The organism is Vibrio satsumensis, from assembly GCF_050337435.1.
Taxonomy (GTDB): domain Bacteria; phylum Pseudomonadota; class Gammaproteobacteria; order Enterobacterales; family Vibrionaceae; genus Vibrio; species Vibrio satsumensis.
In genome coordinates, this window is record NZ_JAKJSX010000008.1 from 173018 (window position 1) to 191551 (window position 18534).

The 18534-nt window shown below is 45.4% G+C and carries 13 protein-coding genes; 4 read left to right on the forward strand and 9 right to left on the reverse strand.

Annotated features, from left to right (window positions below; genetic code table 11):
* Positions 1-8 precede the first annotated feature (8 nt).
* Together nrfD and dsrO are read right to left on the reverse strand one after the other, a co-directional pair.
* Positions 9-1157, reverse strand: coding sequence for an NrfD/PsrC family molybdoenzyme membrane anchor subunit (nrfD, locus tag L4C44_RS11765; protein ID WP_428805088.1), 1149 nt, complete (start codon positions 1155-1157; stop codon positions 9-11).
* Positions 1154-1990: a sulfate reduction electron transfer complex DsrMKJOP subunit DsrO gene (gene dsrO / locus L4C44_RS11770; RefSeq protein ID WP_146491020.1), complete on the reverse strand. Its 837-nt coding sequence runs from the start codon at positions 1988-1990 to the stop codon at positions 1154-1156. The genes nrfD and dsrO overlap by 4 nt, the downstream gene beginning before the upstream one ends.
* A 209-nt stretch (positions 1991-2199) precedes the next feature.
* Here dsrO and L4C44_RS11775 point away from each other — a divergent pair, with 209 nt between their 5' ends.
* The 3 genes from L4C44_RS11775 to L4C44_RS11785 all read left to right on the forward strand — a co-directional run bounded on the left by L4C44_RS11775 (position 2200) and on the right by L4C44_RS11785 (position 6203).
* On the forward strand, positions 2200-4071 hold the full coding sequence (locus L4C44_RS11775) for a sensor histidine kinase (RefSeq protein WP_428805089.1): 1872 nt from the start codon (positions 2200-2202) through the stop codon (positions 4069-4071).
* A gap of 11 nt (positions 4072-4082) precedes the next feature.
* Positions 4083-4685, forward strand: a complete 603-nt coding sequence (locus L4C44_RS11780) for a response regulator transcription factor (RefSeq protein WP_146491018.1) — start codon at positions 4083-4085, stop codon at positions 4683-4685.
* A gap of 306 nt (positions 4686-4991) precedes the next feature.
* The gene (locus tag L4C44_RS11785; RefSeq protein ID WP_285953934.1) at positions 4992-6203 is read left to right on the forward strand and encodes a tetratricopeptide repeat protein; all 1212 of its coding nucleotides are present in this window, start codon (positions 4992-4994) and stop codon (positions 6201-6203) included.
* Between the two features lie 177 nt (positions 6204-6380).
* Here the strand turns inward: L4C44_RS11785 and sstT are convergent, their stop codons facing one another.
* The 7 genes from sstT to malT form a co-directional block, all read right to left on the reverse strand.
* Positions 6381-7595: a serine/threonine transporter SstT gene (gene sstT, locus L4C44_RS11790; RefSeq protein ID WP_132942507.1), complete on the reverse strand. Its 1215-nt coding sequence runs from the start codon at positions 7593-7595 to the stop codon at positions 6381-6383.
* Positions 7596-7984: 389 nt separating this feature from the next.
* Entirely contained in the window at positions 7985-9049 is a 1065-nt protein-coding gene (gene rsgA, locus L4C44_RS11795) for a ribosome small subunit-dependent GTPase A (protein ID WP_428805090.1), read from the reverse strand.
* Positions 9050-9453: 404 nt separating this feature from the next.
* Positions 9454-9912, reverse strand: coding sequence for a copper chaperone PCu(A)C (locus L4C44_RS11800; protein WP_146491016.1), 459 nt, complete (start codon positions 9910-9912; stop codon positions 9454-9456).
* 83 nt (positions 9913-9995) lie between these two features.
* Positions 9996-10592: an SCO family protein gene (locus L4C44_RS11805; protein WP_371714276.1), complete on the reverse strand. Its 597-nt coding sequence runs from the start codon at positions 10590-10592 to the stop codon at positions 9996-9998.
* The gene (locus tag L4C44_RS11810; protein WP_285953842.1) at positions 10589-11029 is read right to left on the reverse strand and encodes a hypothetical protein; all 441 of its coding nucleotides are present in this window, start codon (positions 11027-11029) and stop codon (positions 10589-10591) included. The genes L4C44_RS11805 and L4C44_RS11810 overlap by 4 nt, the downstream gene beginning before the upstream one ends.
* A gap of 203 nt (positions 11030-11232) precedes the next feature.
* Positions 11233-12153, reverse strand: coding sequence for a polyprenyl-phosphate transporter (locus L4C44_RS11815; protein ID WP_146491013.1), 921 nt, complete (start codon positions 12151-12153; stop codon positions 11233-11235).
* Between the two features lie 605 nt (positions 12154-12758).
* Positions 12759-15467, reverse strand: coding sequence for an HTH-type transcriptional regulator MalT (malT, locus tag L4C44_RS11820; RefSeq protein WP_285953840.1), 2709 nt, complete (start codon positions 15465-15467; stop codon positions 12759-12761).
* A gap of 566 nt (positions 15468-16033) precedes the next feature.
* Here malT and L4C44_RS11825 point away from each other — a divergent pair.
* Positions 16034-18487, forward strand: a complete 2454-nt coding sequence (locus L4C44_RS11825) for a glycogen/starch/alpha-glucan phosphorylase (protein ID WP_371714277.1) — start codon at positions 16034-16036, stop codon at positions 18485-18487.
* The last annotated feature ends 47 nt before the right edge of the window (positions 18488-18534 follow it).

Genomic DNA, 18534 nt, shown 5'->3' on the forward strand with positions numbered 1-18534 from the left:
TCCTCAGACTACAAGCTATGTGAACGGTTAAGTGGTGACGATGTATTTTGGTTTGGCTTCGATGTTGTCTTTGGTGCAGAGCCAGTTGTTCTTGTAGATCCAACAGACACGATTTCAGAGGCGAACAACGCAAGTGCTAACCAAAGACCACACATACCAACAATGCCGAGCAATCCCGCGCTACCCATAGGCAGTTCATAAGGGAATGGACCCACATCAAAACGTGGAATGGTTTGAACTTCCATCATGGTGACCCAACGCACCGCCCAGGCTGAAACCATGGTCGCAAGCGCGACAAGGATGACGCCAAGCTTGCTTTGCGATAGACGCTGCAGCGGAAGAACCAAGATCATGCACAGCAAAATACTGGTGGTCATGATGCCTAAATTGATGCCCCAAGCGTCGTTCTCATAAAGATTGAAATGACCATGGTTAGATGCCCAAATCGAGGTAAGAATGATGGCAAGGCCGCCTGTTAAGGTAATGGTTCTTTGTACTAGAGCGAGGTCTGTTGGTTTCAAGCTTGGTTTGCTTGAAGGCAGCAGAGCCCAAATCAACAGCGTTAAACCCGTTGCAGCAAAGAATGCGGTCGTGAACCAAAGTAGCGGTGAAGCCGGTTGATGCCAAAGCGAGCGGCTCGCCAAAATCGCAATCTCTGCACCTGTGTAAAGCGCGATGCTTAAGCCCGAAACTGCCGTCACTGCAGCGAGTGCAATCATTAGTTTTGTTGAAACCTGCCATTGCCCTAGCGTTAGCCAAGACAAACGTTTTAGAAGCGGGTTTTCACTCTCTTTAAGTTGTGCGATGTCACCTCGTAGATATATCCATGCGGTTGCAACAGCCAGACCAGAGAACAAAGGTAGGAATAGAGAGCCTAACGACATCCATGACCAAGGCGTGATGTGGGCGTAGAAGTGCCAAGCACGTCCTGGTTGATGTAAGTCACCAGTTAGTGCTAGTGGCCCAACAATCGCGCCGATGGCCATCACAAGCACCAGGGCTGCACGAAATTGATGACTGGTTGAATTTTTAAATATCAGGGCAATCAAAAACAGAATCGCAGCCGCGTAAGCCGAACCTATGTAGAAGAAATACTGAACCGCCCACGGTAGCCAAGCGATCTCTTGAGCGGGAACTAACACCTCAGTGATATTCATGCTGTCTCTCCTTGTTTGCTTTGTGTCGCGATTGCCAATTCTTGTTCGCTAGAGGATGAGTTATCGATGGCGGCTGGATCATAAATCGCAGGTTGCCCTTCAATGTGGCTAACGAATCGCTCGTTCATGCCGATATAGAAAACATGTGGGTTGGTATTCTGCTCTGGTTTAAGCACCTTGATGTCGTCTTGGTTTTCATTGAGCAGGCGGTTAATTTCGCTGTTTGGGTCTTTGAGATCACCAATGACACGCGCGCCACCAACACAGGTTTCTACACAGGCGGGCAGCAAGCCATCTTCAAGGCGGTGTGCGCAGAAGGTGCATTTGTCTGCGGTAAGGGTGTCGTTATTGATGAATCGAGCGTCGTAAGGGCAGGCTTGAACGCAGTAAGCACAGGCTACGCAGCGTTCATTGTCGACCATCACGATACCATCTTCGCGTTGGAAGGTCGCTTGAACTGGACAAACCTTGATGCAGGGAGCGTTGTCACAGTGATTACAGAGGCGAGGCAACATGAAAGATTTCACGTCTTGTTGAGCAGTCGAACCATCATCAAGGGAGACTTCATACTGTTTTACGGTGGTTCTGAACTGGCCGATTGGTGCTTGGTTTTCAACGCTACAACCCACTGTACATGCCTGACAGCCCACACATTTACGTAAATCAACCGCCATGGCGTAGCGTTTACCTATTTCGCCTTTGCGGTCAGGTTGGTTGTTATTGCGAATGGCTGTGCTTGCGACTGCGGTATTGATTCCGGTAATGGGAATGAGTGCAGCACCCGCGGAAACTTTGCCGAACTGGCTGAGAAACCGTCTTTTCAATGAGTCCATATTGGTACCTATAAATGGGTATTGGTTCTGTTGAGTTCATTGTCAGATTTTGACCCTACACGGGGTATTGTGGATTTCCACATTCCCAGATCAAAGTTGATCTAGAACAAATGTGGTTTTCGCTATCTAGCTGTTATGCTTTATTTAAAAGTGCTTCAACGCGTTGATAAATCCTTGAATAGGTAACCCGATTGAATAAAGAGATGTCCATGACCGCTCGCAACCTCATCACATTCATCAGTACGTGCTGGCTGAGCTTGAGTGCAGGTAATTGTGTCGCTGCTCAAACGGAGCCCGTTTCGGTAGCGATAAATACGATTGAATCAGAACAGACGATTGAAGTGGGTGTTTTAGCTATCAGGGGCAAACTTGCAGCGCAACAACGCTGGCAACCAACGATGGACTGGTTGTCTGAGCGTATCCCGGGAAAACACTTTGTTCTCAAGCCCTTTAACTTGGAAGAGATGGCCGAAGCGGTAAAGAAGGTCGAGGTCGATTTTGTAATCACTAATCCAGGTCAGGCGGTTCGTTTAGGACGTCAGTATGACCTCTCTTGGATGGCGACTATGACTAGCCACAACTACAACGATCAAGGTGTGAGCAGCACGCGTAGTATCGGGTCTGCATTAGTGGTCAGAAGAATGTCACCTTATATCTCTCTAGAACAATTGAGCGGTAAGCCGATTGCGGCAGTATCTGAAAATGCTTTTGGTGGTTACCTCACTATGCGTTACCAAGTGATGCAACAAGGGCTCAACCCCAATCACTTTTTCTCTAATACTCAGTTCTTAGGTTTCCCTATTGATGCCAGCTTGTATCAACTGCGTGAAGGGCACATTGAAGCTGCGGTGGTGCCTGCGTGTTTGGTCGAGAGCATGATCAGCGAAGGTTTACTGGTGGCTAGTCAATATCGTGTTATCGACAATGAAGCACCAGAAGGGTTCCGATGTCAGGTGTCTACGCCTTTGTACCCTAACTGGTCGTTTGCCAAAACAGAGCGAGCCTCTTCAGCATTAGCTAAGCAGATGAGTCAGGTGTTATTTGCGGTGCCAAAAAGCAGTGCGCCAGCCATTGCAGCGAATGCATCGGGTTGGACTTCACCGACAAGCCTGCTGTCGATCGATAAGCTATACCAACAACTCGACATGCATCCACTGCAACAACCTTGGTGGAAAGAAGCGTTAATCTGGCTCAAATACAATCAACAGTGGGCATGGGCGTTCTTTATTCTTGTCGTATCGCTGAATGCTTACCACTTCTGGTTGGAATACAAATTCAGTCGCAGCAAAAAACAACTAGAAGCGACGCTGTACAAGCTGAAAAGTAAGAGTGAACAGCTAGAGCACTCACAACGTATCGCGGTAGTTGGTGAACTAGGTAGTAGCTTGGCACACGAGATCAATCAGCCTCTGGCAGCAATTCGGAATTATAGCGAAGGCGGTTTACTGCGGATTTCGAAGAACAAACCGCTGACTGACATAGAGCCTGTATTTGAGAAGATCCAGTCTCAAGTGGACCGTGCTGATGCGATCATCCAGCGCTTAAGAAACATGATAAAGAAACGTTCATCAGAGAAGTCTCAGACAGATATTGAGCAGTTACTAACAGACACCATTGAGTTACTGCAATTCCGATTACAGAAGCACAAGATCAGCATTGAACGTTATGCGGTGGGCAAACCTATCAAGCTAAATGTTGACCCAGTGGGCTTGCAACAGGTAGTTGTAAACCTGATCAACAATGCGACTGATGCGTGTAATGCTCAGATGCATCGCGAACAAAGCGCTACGTCTGATATTGGCAACAAAAATAACGAACCATCGACAATTAAAGTGATTACCGAGTATCAACCGGATAAAATGATGTTGTCGATTATCGACAACGGCACGGGCTTAGATTTCACTGAACAAGAAGTGACTCAAGCTTTTGTGAGCAGCAAAGAAAACGGCTTGGGGTTAGGGCTCGCGATTTGCCAAGATGTCATTGAAGATCACAGTGGGCAAATGACGATCACGTCACTTACCCCACATGGATGTCATGTTGCGGTGACACTGCCTTTCTCTCTTTTACGTGATTCATAAGGAATCTTGTTATGTCTGAACTTCATCAAAGGCTTCCTGTTTATGTGGTTGATGACGATGAGTCGATGCGCGACTCGTTGGTGTTCCTATTAGAAGAGCATGATTTCACCGTGTCAGCTTTTGAAGATGGCCCGAGTTTTTTGGACTCAGTAGATTTGAGTGCACCGGGATGTGTGGTATTAGACAGCCGAATGCCAGAGATGAGAGGGCAGCAAGTTCATGAGTTTATGGTGAAAGCGCAGAGCCCACTGTCGGTGATTTACCTGACGGGCCATGGTGATGTGCCAATGGCGGTTGAAGCCCTACAAGCTGGCGCGGTTAACTTCTTTCAAAAGCCTGTCAAAGGTAATGAGTTAGCCGAGGCAATCAAACAAGGTTTGGACGCTTCTGAAAAGCACTTACAAATGAATGTGTATCGCCAAGCGTACGCATCATTAACCGAGCGTGAGATAGACATCCTCAAACAAATTATCGACGGCAAGCGTAACCAGAAAATTGCTGATGAATTGTGCATCGCCATGAGAACTGTGGAAGTACACCGAGCGAGTTTGATGAAGAAGTTTTCTGCGAAAACAGTTGCTGAGCTAGCATACATTTATGGGCAGCTTACCTAAGCATAGATGTAAGGTATTAGGGATGGGGAATCATTACTTTTACCACTGATTCTCTGATGACAGGTGGTCTTCATAATTAATCGATATTGAAGCAAGATCACACCATTTATGGAGTGCATAAGGATGGGTCTTAGGAGGCTTTTTATCGCTATGTATTCCTGAGATACTGAGCTAAGTTCATTTTAGGGCGGAACGTTTTAATAACGGCGCGTTTCCCTGTAATTCGAAACATTCACTATAGGTTGATAACTCCTCGATACCGAGGCTGATATCAGCCGAGTTAGGTTAAAATATTTTATGAGTACAATGGGAATCGCAATTGGTGCGACGGCTCTTTCGTTAATACTTGTCGCGGTGTGGCTGATCTCTTTATCGCTAAGAAAGCAGCGCTTGGAACAAGAACGTAAGGCTCGTGCTGTCGCTTACCGAAAAGCGATTGAAAAAGCGCGCATACAAGAGCAAAAAGAGCGTCACTTTAAAGCCGAAACTGGGCATGTACCGTCGATTCTGTATTTGGCGAAAGAAGCTGAACGTAACAATATTAAGGAAGCTCTGTATTGGTACGACAAAGCGGCGCAACTCGATAATATCAATGGCATGTACGGCATTGTACGCCTAAGCATGAAGCGCAAAGAAGACCTGATTTTAAGAGAGAAAGCCAACTTTTGGCAGCTAGCAATCTCTGCTTTAGACAATGATGTATCGGCGAAATTCGAGATGGGTAAAGCGCTCGTCTTTGGTCGTGGAACCGATAAGAACATCCCTAAAGGCTATACCTATATCGAAGAGTCTGCGGCTGGTGGTAATACCGAAGCGATGCTGTTTATCGGTGACTGGTGTCTAGATAAAGAAAATCCAGATTATTCTGCTGAGAGCTCTGTTGAGTGGTACCAAAAAGCCGCCGAAAAAAATAACCTAGACGGCAAGATCAAACTGGGTATGAGCTATTTGAACGGTGTGGGTGTTGAGCCTAACCATGGCGAGGCTGTTTACTGGTTTGAGACGGCTGCAGAAAAGAACAGTGCAGAAGCGATGTTTAGAGCGGGCGAAGCATGGATCGACCATGGCGAACACGGTAATGCCATCGCTTATATCTGGTTATTCCTCTCAGCTCATTTTGGTTACTCAGAAGCAAAGCATTTAAGGGATAAGGTCGGCGGGGAGCTTGGTGTGGATGCCGTCGTGGGCTTGCAGGCTCTGACTAAGCCGATAATGACTAAGCTGACACAAGAAGCAATCACTAAGCACTCAATAATTAAAGCGCTCAATAAGCTCTACAAACGCAATGTACCTGTTCCTAAGAAAGTGAAAGAAGTGCTCGATGAAGAAGGTAACGAGTTGAATGTAGATACGAGCCGCATAGAGACTCAAGCGCCTAGTGAACAAGAGACTAACGTTGATTATAGCCAACAGGTGAATATCGAGCAGGTACCAACAGATAAACAAGCTAGTCAGAATAGTGGTTCTCTAGACTTTAGTCAGTCTGCGGTTGACTCTAGTTGGAACAGAAACCAGTAAGTTGTGCTCATTAGCTGTGTACGATTATCTATGGAGCAACTTGCGATTAGTCGACATATAGCTTTAGCTCTAATCGAGAAACTCAAGACAACAAAAAGGGAAGCTGATGCTTCCCTTTTTATTTATGTGCTATTTGCTTTTAGAGCTTAGAGCTTAGAGCTAATACCTAAGAGCTTATTAAGCTTTGTTTTGTTCAGCTTTACATACAGCCGCAGTGAACACGACGTCAGTTGAGCTGTTAAGCGCTGTTTCAGCTGAATCTTGAATCACACCGATAATGAAACCAACCGCTACAACCTGCATCGCTACATCGTTAGAAATACCGAATAGGCCACATGCTAGTGGGATAAGCAGTAGTGAACCGCCAGCAACACCCGATGCGCCACATGCCGATACTGCAGCAACAAGGCTTAGTAGAATCGCCGTGAAGATATCAATCTCAATACCCATTGTGTGTACAGCTGCAAGTGTCAACACAGTGATGGTGATTGCAGCACCCGCCATGTTGATTGTTGCACCTAGTGGGATAGATACAGAGTAAGTATCTTCGTCTAGGTTTAGTTTCTTACAAAGGTTCATGTTCACTGGGATGTTTGCAGCACTTGAACGAGTGAAGAATGCCGTTACACCAGATTCACGAATACATTGCAGTACAAGTGGGTATGGATTCTGTTTTGTCTTTACAAAGACAAGCAGTGGGTTAACCACAAGAGCAATGATCAGCATTGAGCTTAGTAGAACCGCTAGAAGTTGACCGTAGCTTGCAAGTGCATCGAAGCCCGTTGTTGCGAATGTTGTCGAAACAAGACCGAAGATACCGAATGGCGCAAGACGAATAATGAAGCGAACAATGTGTGAAACACTGTGGCTAAGGTCTTCGAAAACTGCTTTGGTTGTTGCAGATGCGTGGTGCAGTGCAAGACCAAGGCCGATTGCCCAAGCAAGAATACCGATGTAGTTCGCGTTCATTAGCGCGCTAACTGGATTATCTACAAGTTTGAATAATAGGGTATGAAGAACTTCCGCAATACCTTGAGGTGGGTTAGCACCTTCAGCGCCAGCAACCAGTGTCAAAGTGGTCGGGAACATGAAGCTCAATACTACTGCGGTCAGTGCAGCAGAGAACGTACCAATCAGATAAAGCACAATGATTGGACGCATATGGGTATGCTGACCTTTCTTTTGGTTTGCGATAGAAGCTGCAACAAGAATGAATACTAAAATTGGGGCAACAGCTTTCAGAGCACCAACAAACAGACTACCTAGTAGGCCTGCATCTTGAGCTGCTGAAGGAGAAACCATGGCGAGAACGACACCGAAAACAATACCAGCAAGGATCTGTAGAACGAGATTTCCACGAGCGATGCGGGCGAGCATGTTGTGATTTTGCATAAAATACCTGCAATTGTTAATTTATTATAGTGATGTATCTTTTTATAAAGTTGTACCAAATCCGACTATACACTAGTGGAATGGGCGGTCATATTAGCGGGATCTAAGAGGGTGTCTAGGAATAGTTTACTTTTAGGGTGATTGTTTGCGCTACGTGGTGTTTTTAGAGCTAAATGTTAAATAAATGTATTCTTAATGAGCTATAAATCTGCAATGTGGCATTTGGTTAACTCATTATAGTGAAAACATCGAAATGTAAATCACTACTAATAAGAACATTGTGTGCATAAATAGTCACACTACGACCAAGTTGAAACAAAAAGCCCCACGTCTTTAATAAGGTGGGGCTTAGTTGTTTAAATAAAGCTTATTGTGATTACCTCAAGGGTTTAGTCAGAAGCTTTTTTAATGTTGCGGCTTTCTGATTGCACGGTTTTGTACATCTTGGAAAGCTGTTTGCTGTTCGCGCGTTGCTCTGCCAATGAGGCGCCATTTCTGGCTTGCTCTCGCAATAGCTTTTGATAGTTATTAAATCGTCGTTCAGACAACTCACCACTCTCAATAGCTTTGCGTATTTTGCACCCTGGCTCTGATTCATGATGACAATCAGAGAATCGGCAATGCATGGCTAACTCTTCGACATCAGAAAAGGTTTCACTCACGCCTTCAGCGCAGTCTGCAAGTTGTAGCTCTCGCATTCCTGGAGTATCGATCAGTAAACCACCTGATGTTAGCAAGTGGAGTGAGCGTGATGTAGTTGTATGACGGCCTTTACTGTCGTCTTCACGAATACCACCGGTCGCTTGCTGAGTTTCACCGAGCAATGAATTGACGAGCGTAGATTTTCCGACGCCAGACGAACCCATCAAAGCAACAGTTTTGCCCGTTTTACACCAAGGTGACAATACTTGAGTTGAGTCTTGGTCTAGGCTGTTTACCGCTTCGATCATTAGCATAGAATCTAAGCTTTGCACTTGTTGTACTTTGTATTGGTAGTCGTCACACAAGTCTTTCTTGGTGAGTACGATAACGGCTTCAACGTGCGCTTCATTCACGAGAGCGAGATAACGCTCGATGCGGCTTAGATTAAAGTCGTTATTTAACGAAACCACGATAAAAACGGTGTCGATATTGGCTGAAATATATTGTTCAGCTACGCGACTGCCAGCAGCTTTACGGCGGAAGAGCGATTGACGGTCTAGTAAGCGGTCGAATTGCAGATCAGAGTTCAAAATCACCCAGTCGCCAACGGTCATTGCCGGTTGGTTTGGGTGGATGGGTAGAACAATTTCACCTTGCTCTGATGCTAATGTATAGCCACTACGGTGATGTGCGACGATACGAGCAATGGCGGAATGGTCATAGTCTTCGAGTGTCAGTTGTTGTTGGAATACAGGTTGCCATCCAAGTTGTTGAAGTGACATTGGATGAGAAAATGCGTTTTGTGAATTCATGTCTATTTACCCAGACGTGCGAGCTTTGATGGTATGAATTTAAAAGCGTCGAAACGTCAAAAATGCTTTAGAGTTTGGGGCGAATTCAAATAGATAGGACCCCGGATTGATTCATGCGTCATGTGCATGCCTTGATCATGTGCGAGCAAGTGTAAACCGGGTAAAAGTGTGCGGTCGTCAATGGATGACGATAAGTTGGTAGCTCGGTGTTTAAGTTTGATTAACCAAACAAATTAACGCGTTACTTTTACTGCCAGTTTTAGTGTGTTCATTACAATCATCTTCTATTCTCCTTGGTTATTAATGTGGTCAGGCTTTGAATGAAAAGCGAGCTCAGTTTAGCAAAAAGCCACGATGGCGAGAAGTCATCGTGGCTTAATTTATTTCATTGATTGTGAATCCGATTAGTGATGATCGTGATTCATCTTTTTCATGCCGCTCATTACTTTCTTAACTGGCGCTTCAAAGGTTTGCGTTTCACCGTTAGCGAAGGTCAGAGTCATCTCGATCTGCTCACCTTCTTTTAGACCATCTTTTAGGTCGAACAACATAATGTGCAGGCTGCCAGGTTTAAGTACCGCTTCACCATTCGCAGGAATTGTGATCTCATGAACTTGGCGCATCTTCATTACGTCGCCATCAACGATAACATCATGAAGCTCTACTTTGCCTGCTGCGGGTGTAGTCGCAGAAACAATAGCGCGATCTTTGTCACTGTGGTTCATCAGAGTCGTGAATACCGCGCTGTTCACTGCTGAGGGCGGTGTTGCACGTGCGTACGCGTCGTGAACCATAATGTCGCTATTCGCGTGAGCAAAGGGAGTGAGCAATAAGCCTGCTAGAGCAAGTGCTTTTAACTTCATGTTGTTGTCCTTATTTTTATGTTTTGGTCTGGGACCTGACTTTAGGTTTGAACTTTATTCGTTAAGTTCTTTGTTGTTACGTTTTACTGCGTCAGCTTGTTGATAGCCTCAACAATTGGTGCAGGTGTTAACGTGTGCGGTACTTTAGTAATCAAGGTACCGTCGGGCTTTAAAAAATAAAAATATGAGCTGTGGTCAAGGGTATATTCCAACTCTGAACCTTCAAGCTTGGTCTTTCTGAAAATAACACCGTAGTTATGTGCAAGCGTTGTTGTCACATCTAACGGGCCACTTAACCCTTCCATCATTGGGTGGAAGTATTGTGCGTATTCGTATGAGGCTTCTGCTGCATCACGCTCAGGGTCAAGAGATACAAACATCGGGCGAATCTTGGCTTTTGCTTCATCAGAAACTTGGTTAAGTGCACCGGCTAACATAGCTAGAGAAGTTGGGCAGACATCTGGGCAACGTGTGAAACCGAAGTAAACGATACGAATTCTGTCATCGGTTTGGTCAAAGATTTCCGTTGGCTGGTTGTCCTTGCCGAAAAGAGTCGTTGCGGAGAACTCTTGTTTTGCAGCGTGTTTTTCTTGAGTTTCGTTTTGCCCATCAAGATAACTTTTGATACCAAAGCCAAGTACAAAAGCAACAACCAATGCTAACGACCAATTTCTACTCATCTTGCCATCCTTATTGCAGGGTTTACAGTATCGACACCATCAGTGAGCTCACCGATCCATGTCATCTTATCTAAAGTGCATACAGGTAAAATCACATCACCTTCATAGGTATTATTGCCAATGCTCTTTAATTGAAAACGAGCAGATCCCATTTCCATTTCTAAGCCAATAAGAGACAGCATTAATGTGTCAGAAGCTGCGCCTTCCCAAACTACTTTGATTTTGCTTGGAACGAGTGGCTGAGCCGTTTCACTATCGAGTGTCATCGCAACCGCATTTTGCTCACACGATGTGGTTGAAAGCATGCAGTAATCATCTAAGTTAACGTCAGCAGAGGCTTGCTCCATCGCTGATTTAAATTGCTGAATTGCTTGCGGCCCATAAAAGCCTGCCACGAGAGCGATCCCAACAGCAGCAACCTTTAATGCAGAGTGCATGTCGTGTTCTCATCTAATTTTATAAGAGCGGCGATGTTATCATACCCCTCAATACGTGCTTGTATCAAAAAGCAATTTTGTGCGTATGGTAGAACTAAAAAAGCGAAGCTATTGGCTTCGCTTTTGTTTGTTTAATCGAGAGGTGAGCTTAGTATTTTTAAGCATTATCCGTTTTAAACGCTTTCCAGAAGTTGGCTGAATGATTAGTCAGCGTTGCGCTCTGCAAATTTCTCTAGTCCTAGAACCAAGGCAATCGCAACAAACATCATCACAATCGCCATGACCAGCTGAGAAGGCTGAGAGGTTACGGCTTCAAAATCAAACGGTGATAGGTTTTCTTGAATCAGAGGAACTTGTTCACCTTTTGAGTTTGTGCGCCAGCTGATGGTCTCTTTCCACGGCCAAATCTTAGGTAGCGTACCGATCATCAAACCGGTTAAGAACACAAGCGTGAAGTCGCGGAATGAACGCAATAGCCAAGACAGTACATGTGAGAAAGTCAGTAGACCAATCACACAGCCGCCAAGGAATAGGGCAAGCACATCGATTTGAAACGATTTAACGGCGCCAAGTACTGGGCCATACATGCCAATTAGAAGCAGGATAAAGCTGCCTGAAATACCCGGTAAAATCATCGCGCAGATCGCAATCGCACCTGCAATCAGAACATTGATGCTGGTTGGTTCCATTTGCAGCGGCTTAAGCACGGTAATGCTGTAAGCGAAAGCAACGCCAAGCAGTAAAAACACGAATCGAATCATATCGCGCTTTTCTACTTGCTTAAGAATATGGAAAACCGACACCAATATCAGGCCAAAGAAGAAAGACCACAGTGGAACGGGGTGGGTGACCAACAACCAAGAAATCAGTTTTGCAAATGTCGCAATGCTCGTGAATACGCCTGCGAACAGTGAAATTAGGAAGAAACCATTGATGTGATTAAACGCGGCTTTGAAGCCTTCACGTTTCCATAAGCCAAGTACGCTAGGGTTAATTCTTCGAATGCTTTCTAGCAGCGTATCGTAGATACCAGTGATGAATGCGATGGTTCCGCCCGACACGCCAGGAACAACGTCTGCTGCGCCCATCGCCATGCCTTTGAAAAAAGTACTTAAGTAGTTCATTGCTTCATAGAGTTGAGGGTGATTTTGTGCAGTATACAAACTTTAGTGTAAAAAAAGTATGAATATGCCATTGGGGAAGGGCTTTTATTACTCTCTTAACTGTAAGGCAATAAGTTGAAGTGAACATTTGCCTAACATTTAAAATACAACCACTTAGTAATTTGTCATTAACAGTAGAGATGAAACTGATCTCTTATCGATATTGCATCTTGGTTGCATTATGCAAATGCACTTTGCAATTCGCATGACAAATTCATGGTTTTTATGCGATGCAGGGCTTATAAAACGTCGAATAAAAGTTGGCACGCTAACTGCATTATGTACATTGACCCTTCTTAAGCCGAGGGTCACCTAGCCAACTGACGTTGTTAGTGAACTTATGATTTGTTCACAAATATATAGAGCCAATCGCGATTATTGCGGTTGGCTATTTTTTTGCCTGTCGTTTGGTTATCTCTAGTTTTTATCGGTTATCCCTCATTTTCCAAGCGAAAAAAAAGCCAGCCACCATCGGTGACTAGCTTATGCTTTCTCGAATCAATCTCGAATCAATCTCGAATCAATCTCGAATCAATCTCGAATCAATCTCGAATCGTGAACCTGTTTTAGTACCCCATCAACTGCAGCAAGTTCTCCGCTGTGCTGATCGCTTCTTTACGGTTAGCAATGTTGAGCTTTTGGTAAAGGTTACGGATGTGAGTCTTGATCGTGGTACCTGCTACATCGAGTTCTTGAGCGATCTGCTCATTACTGAACCCTGAATAGATCAGACCAAGTACTTGCCATTCACGCTGGGTGAGTGGGCTAGTGCGCACAAGCTCAGGAATATTCGGGTGATTAACCAAGTTCTCAACAAAGTCTTCATCGAAGTGAACCGAGCGACTGCGCTGGGTGGTGGAGATATCCTTCATGATTTGTTGTGCGCGGTGACGTTCTAAGTCACCTAAGCCAGGCTTGTTGCTCAACTTATCCAAGATATGCCCGATAGTCCCACCGTCTACTAAGAAGTTACCGACCATACCGGTTTGGTTAGTCATATGAAGCGCTTCCTCAAGCAGTACACGTGCGCTGTCTTCATCGTTAATTTGTGTACGTAACACGGCTTCAACGATCAAGTTGCGGTTGGTGTCTGTAATCAGGTGCGAACGCTGGGCTTCACTCTTAAGGAAAGTCAGCGCTTCTTCGGCCTCTTCGTATTGCTCAAGGATGATGTGAGCACGAACGATGTTTCTCCATTGAAGCTGGCAGAAGTGGTTGCTTGCCGATTCAGGTCGAACAGCAACGCTCAACCAGTCGCGGATTGCGTCTTTATCGCCTTTCACTTGCCAGAATAAGATCAGAGAAAGTGACGCATTCGCTGTCCAATCTACGTGGTAAGTCGATTGACGCAGAAGGTGTTGGATTTGGTCAATAAATTTCGACGCTTTATCAATCTCGCCGCGACTTAGTGAAATACGAGCCAGCATAGAATAGCTGTGCAGATGTTTACTCGGAGAGTGGTGGCCAAGGATATCTAAGCCTTTGTAGCAGCACTCTTCCGCTTCATCCAATCGGTTCCAACACCAGAAGATCTGAGCGCGGACACGCAATAAGAATTCGTGCAGAGGTACGTATTGAAGCTGATGTTCTTCAATCAATTTGAATGCACTGTCTTGCAGTTCAAATGCCGCTTGAACATAACCTTGAGCAATCAAGATTTCGCTTTGTTGCAGAATCGCCCATAGAGCCTGATGGTAAACCTGATACTGACGTGCCAGTTTTTCGGTTTGTTGCATCATCGGTAGCGCACGGCTTAGGTTACCCATTACGTGATTCACTTCGCCCACAACTGAGGTTGCGACAATGCGGCTACGATAAACGGTGGTGTTCAGTTGGCTCAACGAAAGCTCAGCCAATTCCAATGCTTTTTCAGGCTCATTGCTGTTAATGGCAACTTGTGCACGTAAGGCGTTGTATTGGCCTTGCTGTTGAGTATCGAGTTCAATGTTTCGAGCTTGATATTGAGTCTCAGCCTCTTCCAACAAAGTACCCACTTGGTCATAGCGGTGCTGACTTTGTGCCAACCATGCGCGCAGCATTGAAAGCTTTGGCTCGCTGTAGAGTTGATCAGTAGTCAGTTGCTTGATCGCCATCTCTAAAGATGAAAGCTCACCTTGGTTGAACATCGGCCAACCGTGCTCAGTCAGGATTTGAATGATCAGTTCTGGATCTTCAGCGCGCTGTGCGTGACGCAGAGCTTGGTGTGGAGTGTTTTGCTTGATCCACGCTTTTGCAGCACTTCGATGCAGTTCAGCTTCCTGTTGAGGAATTCGAGCTTGACGCTCATGTGCGAGGAATTCACCAAACAAGTTATGGAAGCGATACCAGTTCTTTTCACCTTCAAGCGGGTAGATGAACAAACCAAAACGGTTGAGTGACTCGATCATACCTAACGCATCTTCACGCTGTGTAAGTGCACACACAAGCTCATCGTTGAAGTGATCAAGCACAGAACATTGCATCAAGAACTGTCGGGTTTCTTTGTCTAGCAGGTCGAATACTTCTTCAACCAAATAGTCCCAAAGATGGGCGTGGTTAAAGTGAGAGAAAGACTCTGCGGACTGTGCCAGGGTGCGTTTTTGGTGTTGTGCCTGTAGCGCGATAAGTTGCAGTGCAGAAGGCCAACCCTCTACATAACTACAAATACTGTCTGCAGTGGTGTCATCAATGCCGTCAGCTACGCGTTGGTTGAAAAAGCGTGTGGTTTCTTCGGTATCAAACGCCAACGAGTCATTACCTAATTCGATCATTAAGTCACGAACGCGCAGGTTTGCTGTACCAAGTGGTGGGGTACCTCGACTGGTAGCAACCAACGTTAGGTTGTCGGGCATGTGTTTGAGGAAGAAGCGCATGGCTTCGTGGATGTCGTCATTGTTGACCAAGTGATAGTCATCCAACACCAGAAAACATTCGTGATGGAATTCCGACATCTCGGCGAACACTTCACTCAATAAAGAATGCAGCGATGAAAACTGTCGTTTTTCTGCCAGTTTTTGGGCATTCGGACAGGCATTTTGAGTCGCTTTATTAAGTGATTGAAGTAGGTAGTTGATAAAGCGGAAGGCATCGTTGTCACTATCATCAATGCTGTACCAACCCACATTGGGTTTATCTACCAGCCATTGTGCAGCCATGGTGGTTTTACCGTAGCCCGCTGGAGAGCGGAACAACACAAGCTTATAGCAATCTGCATTGTGAAGCAGATCGAGAACCCTAGGTCGTAGGATTGCATTATGTAAGCGGCCGGGACGAGTCAGTTTCGAAGGGATCCACATATCGAAGTTTTACACCTATTCCGTGGCTATGTTCTGGAATATCCCAATCTATTGTTGAGTGCATTCCAATGACATTAGCCTAATTACTTAAGTCTTTACTCATATTACGTGAAGCAAAACGTTACCGACTATGATCCTCCTCAGAAACCTTGCGCTCCTGCATGTTTTTGGGTGTCTACGCCCTTTATTTGAGACTTTGCTCACGTTGTGGGTTGGTTTGTGAATGTGACTTCGTTCCTCCCTACACGGGGATCTATGCAAAAGATGAGAGCTGGAAATTATTTTCGTGATCTGAAACTCAGATTTGACAATGACTTTAATCTGGTTAAATAAAAGTCACATTAATTGAAGTTAAGTTATCGAACGGGAGCTTGTGATCTTAGTCACTTCAAGTTTTTGTTCGAAGTCAGAACATGAGAGTCAGATCACTAACCCTAAGTCGGTACGCCCCCTACGCCCTCCCATCTACTCCTAGTTAGTCGCGTTAGCGGGAGGATGTTTAGTTTATGGTGACCATGCACGATATGTCACAGATGAATTAGAACTATTAAAGCGAGATTTCTGAAATGAAACCAACTCAGCAAAAAACTTTCGATAAAGTGTCGTTCCAAGAAAGCGTTAAGAAGCATTTATCTGCAACCTACGCAACAACGATTGAAAACGCGGATAGCCGCGCATGGTACCTAGCAATGGGTCGCGCATTAGCAGAACTCACAACATTCGACCTGCTAGAAACTGAAAACGATGAAAAAATTAAGAACGCGAAAAGCGTTAACTACCTTTCATTAGAGTTTTTGATTGGCCGTCTAACAGGTAACAACCTGATCAGCATGGGTCTATACGAACAGATCACGCATGCAATGGAAGAGCTAGGTCAAAACCTAACTGACCTTCTAGAAGAAGAACGCGACCCATCACTAGGTAATGGTGGTCTTGGTCGTCTTGCTGCTTGTTTCATGGATTCTTGTGCCGCTCAAGAATACCCAACAGTAGGCTACGGTCTTCACTACGAATACGGTCTATTCAAACAGTCTTTCCAAGACGGTCGCCAGCAAGAAGCACCTGACGCATGGCGTGGTGTTGAAGGTTACCCATGGGAAGTCGCTCGTCCAGAACTAGCACAACACATTGGTTTTTACGGTCATGTAGAAGTTGAATTCATCGACGGTAAAGAAGTACGTACTTGGGTTCCAGGTATGGAAGTAAAAGCAATGCCTTGGGATCTACCAATCGTAGGTTACGAGTCAAGCACGGTTTACCCGCTGCGTCTTTGGGAATGTCAGGCAATCGCACCATTCTCACTAGCAAGCTTCAATAACGGTGATTACTTCGAAGCGCAACACTCGCTAATCGATGCAGGTAACATTACTAAGGTTCTTTACCCGAATGACAACCACGAGAAAGGTAAAACACTGCGTCTAATGCAGCAGTACTTCCACTCAGCAGCATCGGTTCGCGATATTCTACGTCGCCACGAAGCAGCAGGTTTTGCTCTAGAAGATCTGCCTAAGCAAGAAACGATTCAGCTTAACGATACGCACCCAACGATTGCGATTCCTGAGCTAATGCGCATCCTGATTGACGAGAAAGGTCTATCTTGGGATCAAGCATGGGAAATCAGTGCTCACACGTTCGCTTACACGAACCACACATTACTTCCAGAAGCGCTAGAAACTTGGTCTGAATCTTTGATCAATCGTCTTCTTCCACGTCACATGGAAATCATCTTTGAAATCAACCACCGCTTCATGCAAGAAGTTCGCAAGATGTGGCCTGGTGACGGTGAGAAGCAAGCGAAGCTTTCTATCATCCAAGAGGGTTTCCACCGCATGGTTCGCATGGCAAACCTATGTGTGATTGGTTCTTACAAAGTAAACGGCGTAGCTGCACTTCACTCTCAACTGGTTAAGAAAGACTTGTTCCCAGAGTTCAACGAAATCTTCCCAGGTAAACTGACTAACGTAACAAACGGCATCACGCCACGTCGTTGGTTGAAGTTCTGTAACCCAGGTCTATCTACACTAATTACTGGCAAGATCGGTACTGAGTGGCCTGCAAAACTTGAGCAGCTAGAAGGCATCGCTAAGTTTGCAACAGACGCGAAATTCCAAAAAGAATTCATGGCTGTTAAGAAAGAAAACAAACAGCGTCTTGCTGATTGGGTTCAAGAGAACATGGGTATCGAGCTAGATACTAACGCTATTTTCGACGTTCAAATCAAGCGTCTTCACGAATACAAGCGTCAGCACCTAGATTTGCTACACATTCTATCTCTGTACCACCGTATTCTTAACGAACCTGGTTTCGAGTGTGAGCCTCGCGTATGTTTCTTCGCAGCGAAAGCAGCACCGGGTTACCACCTAGCGAAAGAGATCATCTTCGCAGTTAACAAGATTGCAGAGAAGATCAACAACGATCCTCGCATCGGCAACAAGCTTAAAGTGGTATTCATCCCTGACTACCGTGTAAGCATGGCTGAAATCATCATCCCTGCAGCAGACGTTTCTCAGCAAATCTCACTGGCTGGTAAAGAAGCATCAGGTACGGGCAACATGAAGATGGCTCTAAACGGCGCTCTAACTATCGGTACGATGGATGGCGCGAACGTTGAGATTCGTGAAGAAGTTGGCGATGAGAACATCTACATCTTCGGCCTAGACGTTGATGGCGTTCAAGCACTGAAAGCTCAGGGCTACAACCCATACGACTACTACAATGCAGATCCACTACTGAAAGCATCTCTAGATCTATTGACTGGCGATGAGTTCACTCCAGGTCAACCAGGTCTTCTACGTGCAACGTTTGATAGCCTGCTAGACGGTGGTGACCCATACCTATGTCTTGCTGACTTCGCATCTTACGTGAAAGCGCACGAAGACATGGGCACGCAATACAAAGACCAAGCAGGTTGGGCTAAGAAAGCGATTCTTAACACAGCATTGGTTGGTAAGTTCACATCAGACCGCTCTATCCGCGACTACGTGAACAACATCTGGAAACTTGAAGCGGTTAACCGTTAATAGTTCCAAAAGTAGCCAAGGCAGTTTCTGCCTTGGCTCAATTAGCT

Excerpts from the sequence above, each read along its gene's own strand:
- nrfD (WP_428805088.1), bottom strand. The coding sequence starts at position 1,157 with ATGAATATCACTGAGGTGTTAGTTCCCGCTCAAGAGATCGCTTGGCTA.
- dsrO (WP_146491020.1), bottom strand. The coding sequence starts at position 1,990 with ATGGACTCATTGAAAAGACGGTTTCTCAGCCAGTTCGGCAAAGTTTCC.
- L4C44_RS11775 (WP_428805089.1), top strand. The coding sequence starts at position 2,200 with ATGACCGCTCGCAACCTCATCACATTCATCAGTACGTGCTGGCTGAGC.
- L4C44_RS11780 (WP_146491018.1), top strand. The coding sequence starts at position 4,083 with ATGTCTGAACTTCATCAAAGGCTTCCTGTTTATGTGGTTGATGACGAT.
- L4C44_RS11785 (WP_285953934.1), top strand. The coding sequence starts at position 4,992 with ATGGGAATCGCAATTGGTGCGACGGCTCTTTCGTTAATACTTGTCGCG.
- sstT (WP_132942507.1), bottom strand. The coding sequence starts at position 7,595 with ATGCAAAATCACAACATGCTCGCCCGCATCGCTCGTGGAAATCTCGTT.
- rsgA (WP_428805090.1), bottom strand. The coding sequence starts at position 9,049 with ATGAATTCACAAAACGCATTTTCTCATCCAATGTCACTTCAACAACTT.
- L4C44_RS11800 (WP_146491016.1), bottom strand. The coding sequence starts at position 9,912 with ATGAAGTTAAAAGCACTTGCTCTAGCAGGCTTATTGCTCACTCCCTTT.
- L4C44_RS11805 (WP_371714276.1), bottom strand. The coding sequence starts at position 10,592 with ATGAGTAGAAATTGGTCGTTAGCATTGGTTGTTGCTTTTGTACTTGGC.
- L4C44_RS11810 (WP_285953842.1), bottom strand. The coding sequence starts at position 11,029 with ATGCACTCTGCATTAAAGGTTGCTGCTGTTGGGATCGCTCTCGTGGCA.
- L4C44_RS11815 (WP_146491013.1), bottom strand. The coding sequence starts at position 12,153 with ATGAACTACTTAAGTACTTTTTTCAAAGGCATGGCGATGGGCGCAGCA.
- malT (WP_285953840.1), bottom strand. The coding sequence starts at position 15,467 with ATGTGGATCCCTTCGAAACTGACTCGTCCCGGCCGCTTACATAATGCA.
- L4C44_RS11825 (WP_371714277.1), top strand. The coding sequence starts at position 16,034 with ATGAAACCAACTCAGCAAAAAACTTTCGATAAAGTGTCGTTCCAAGAA.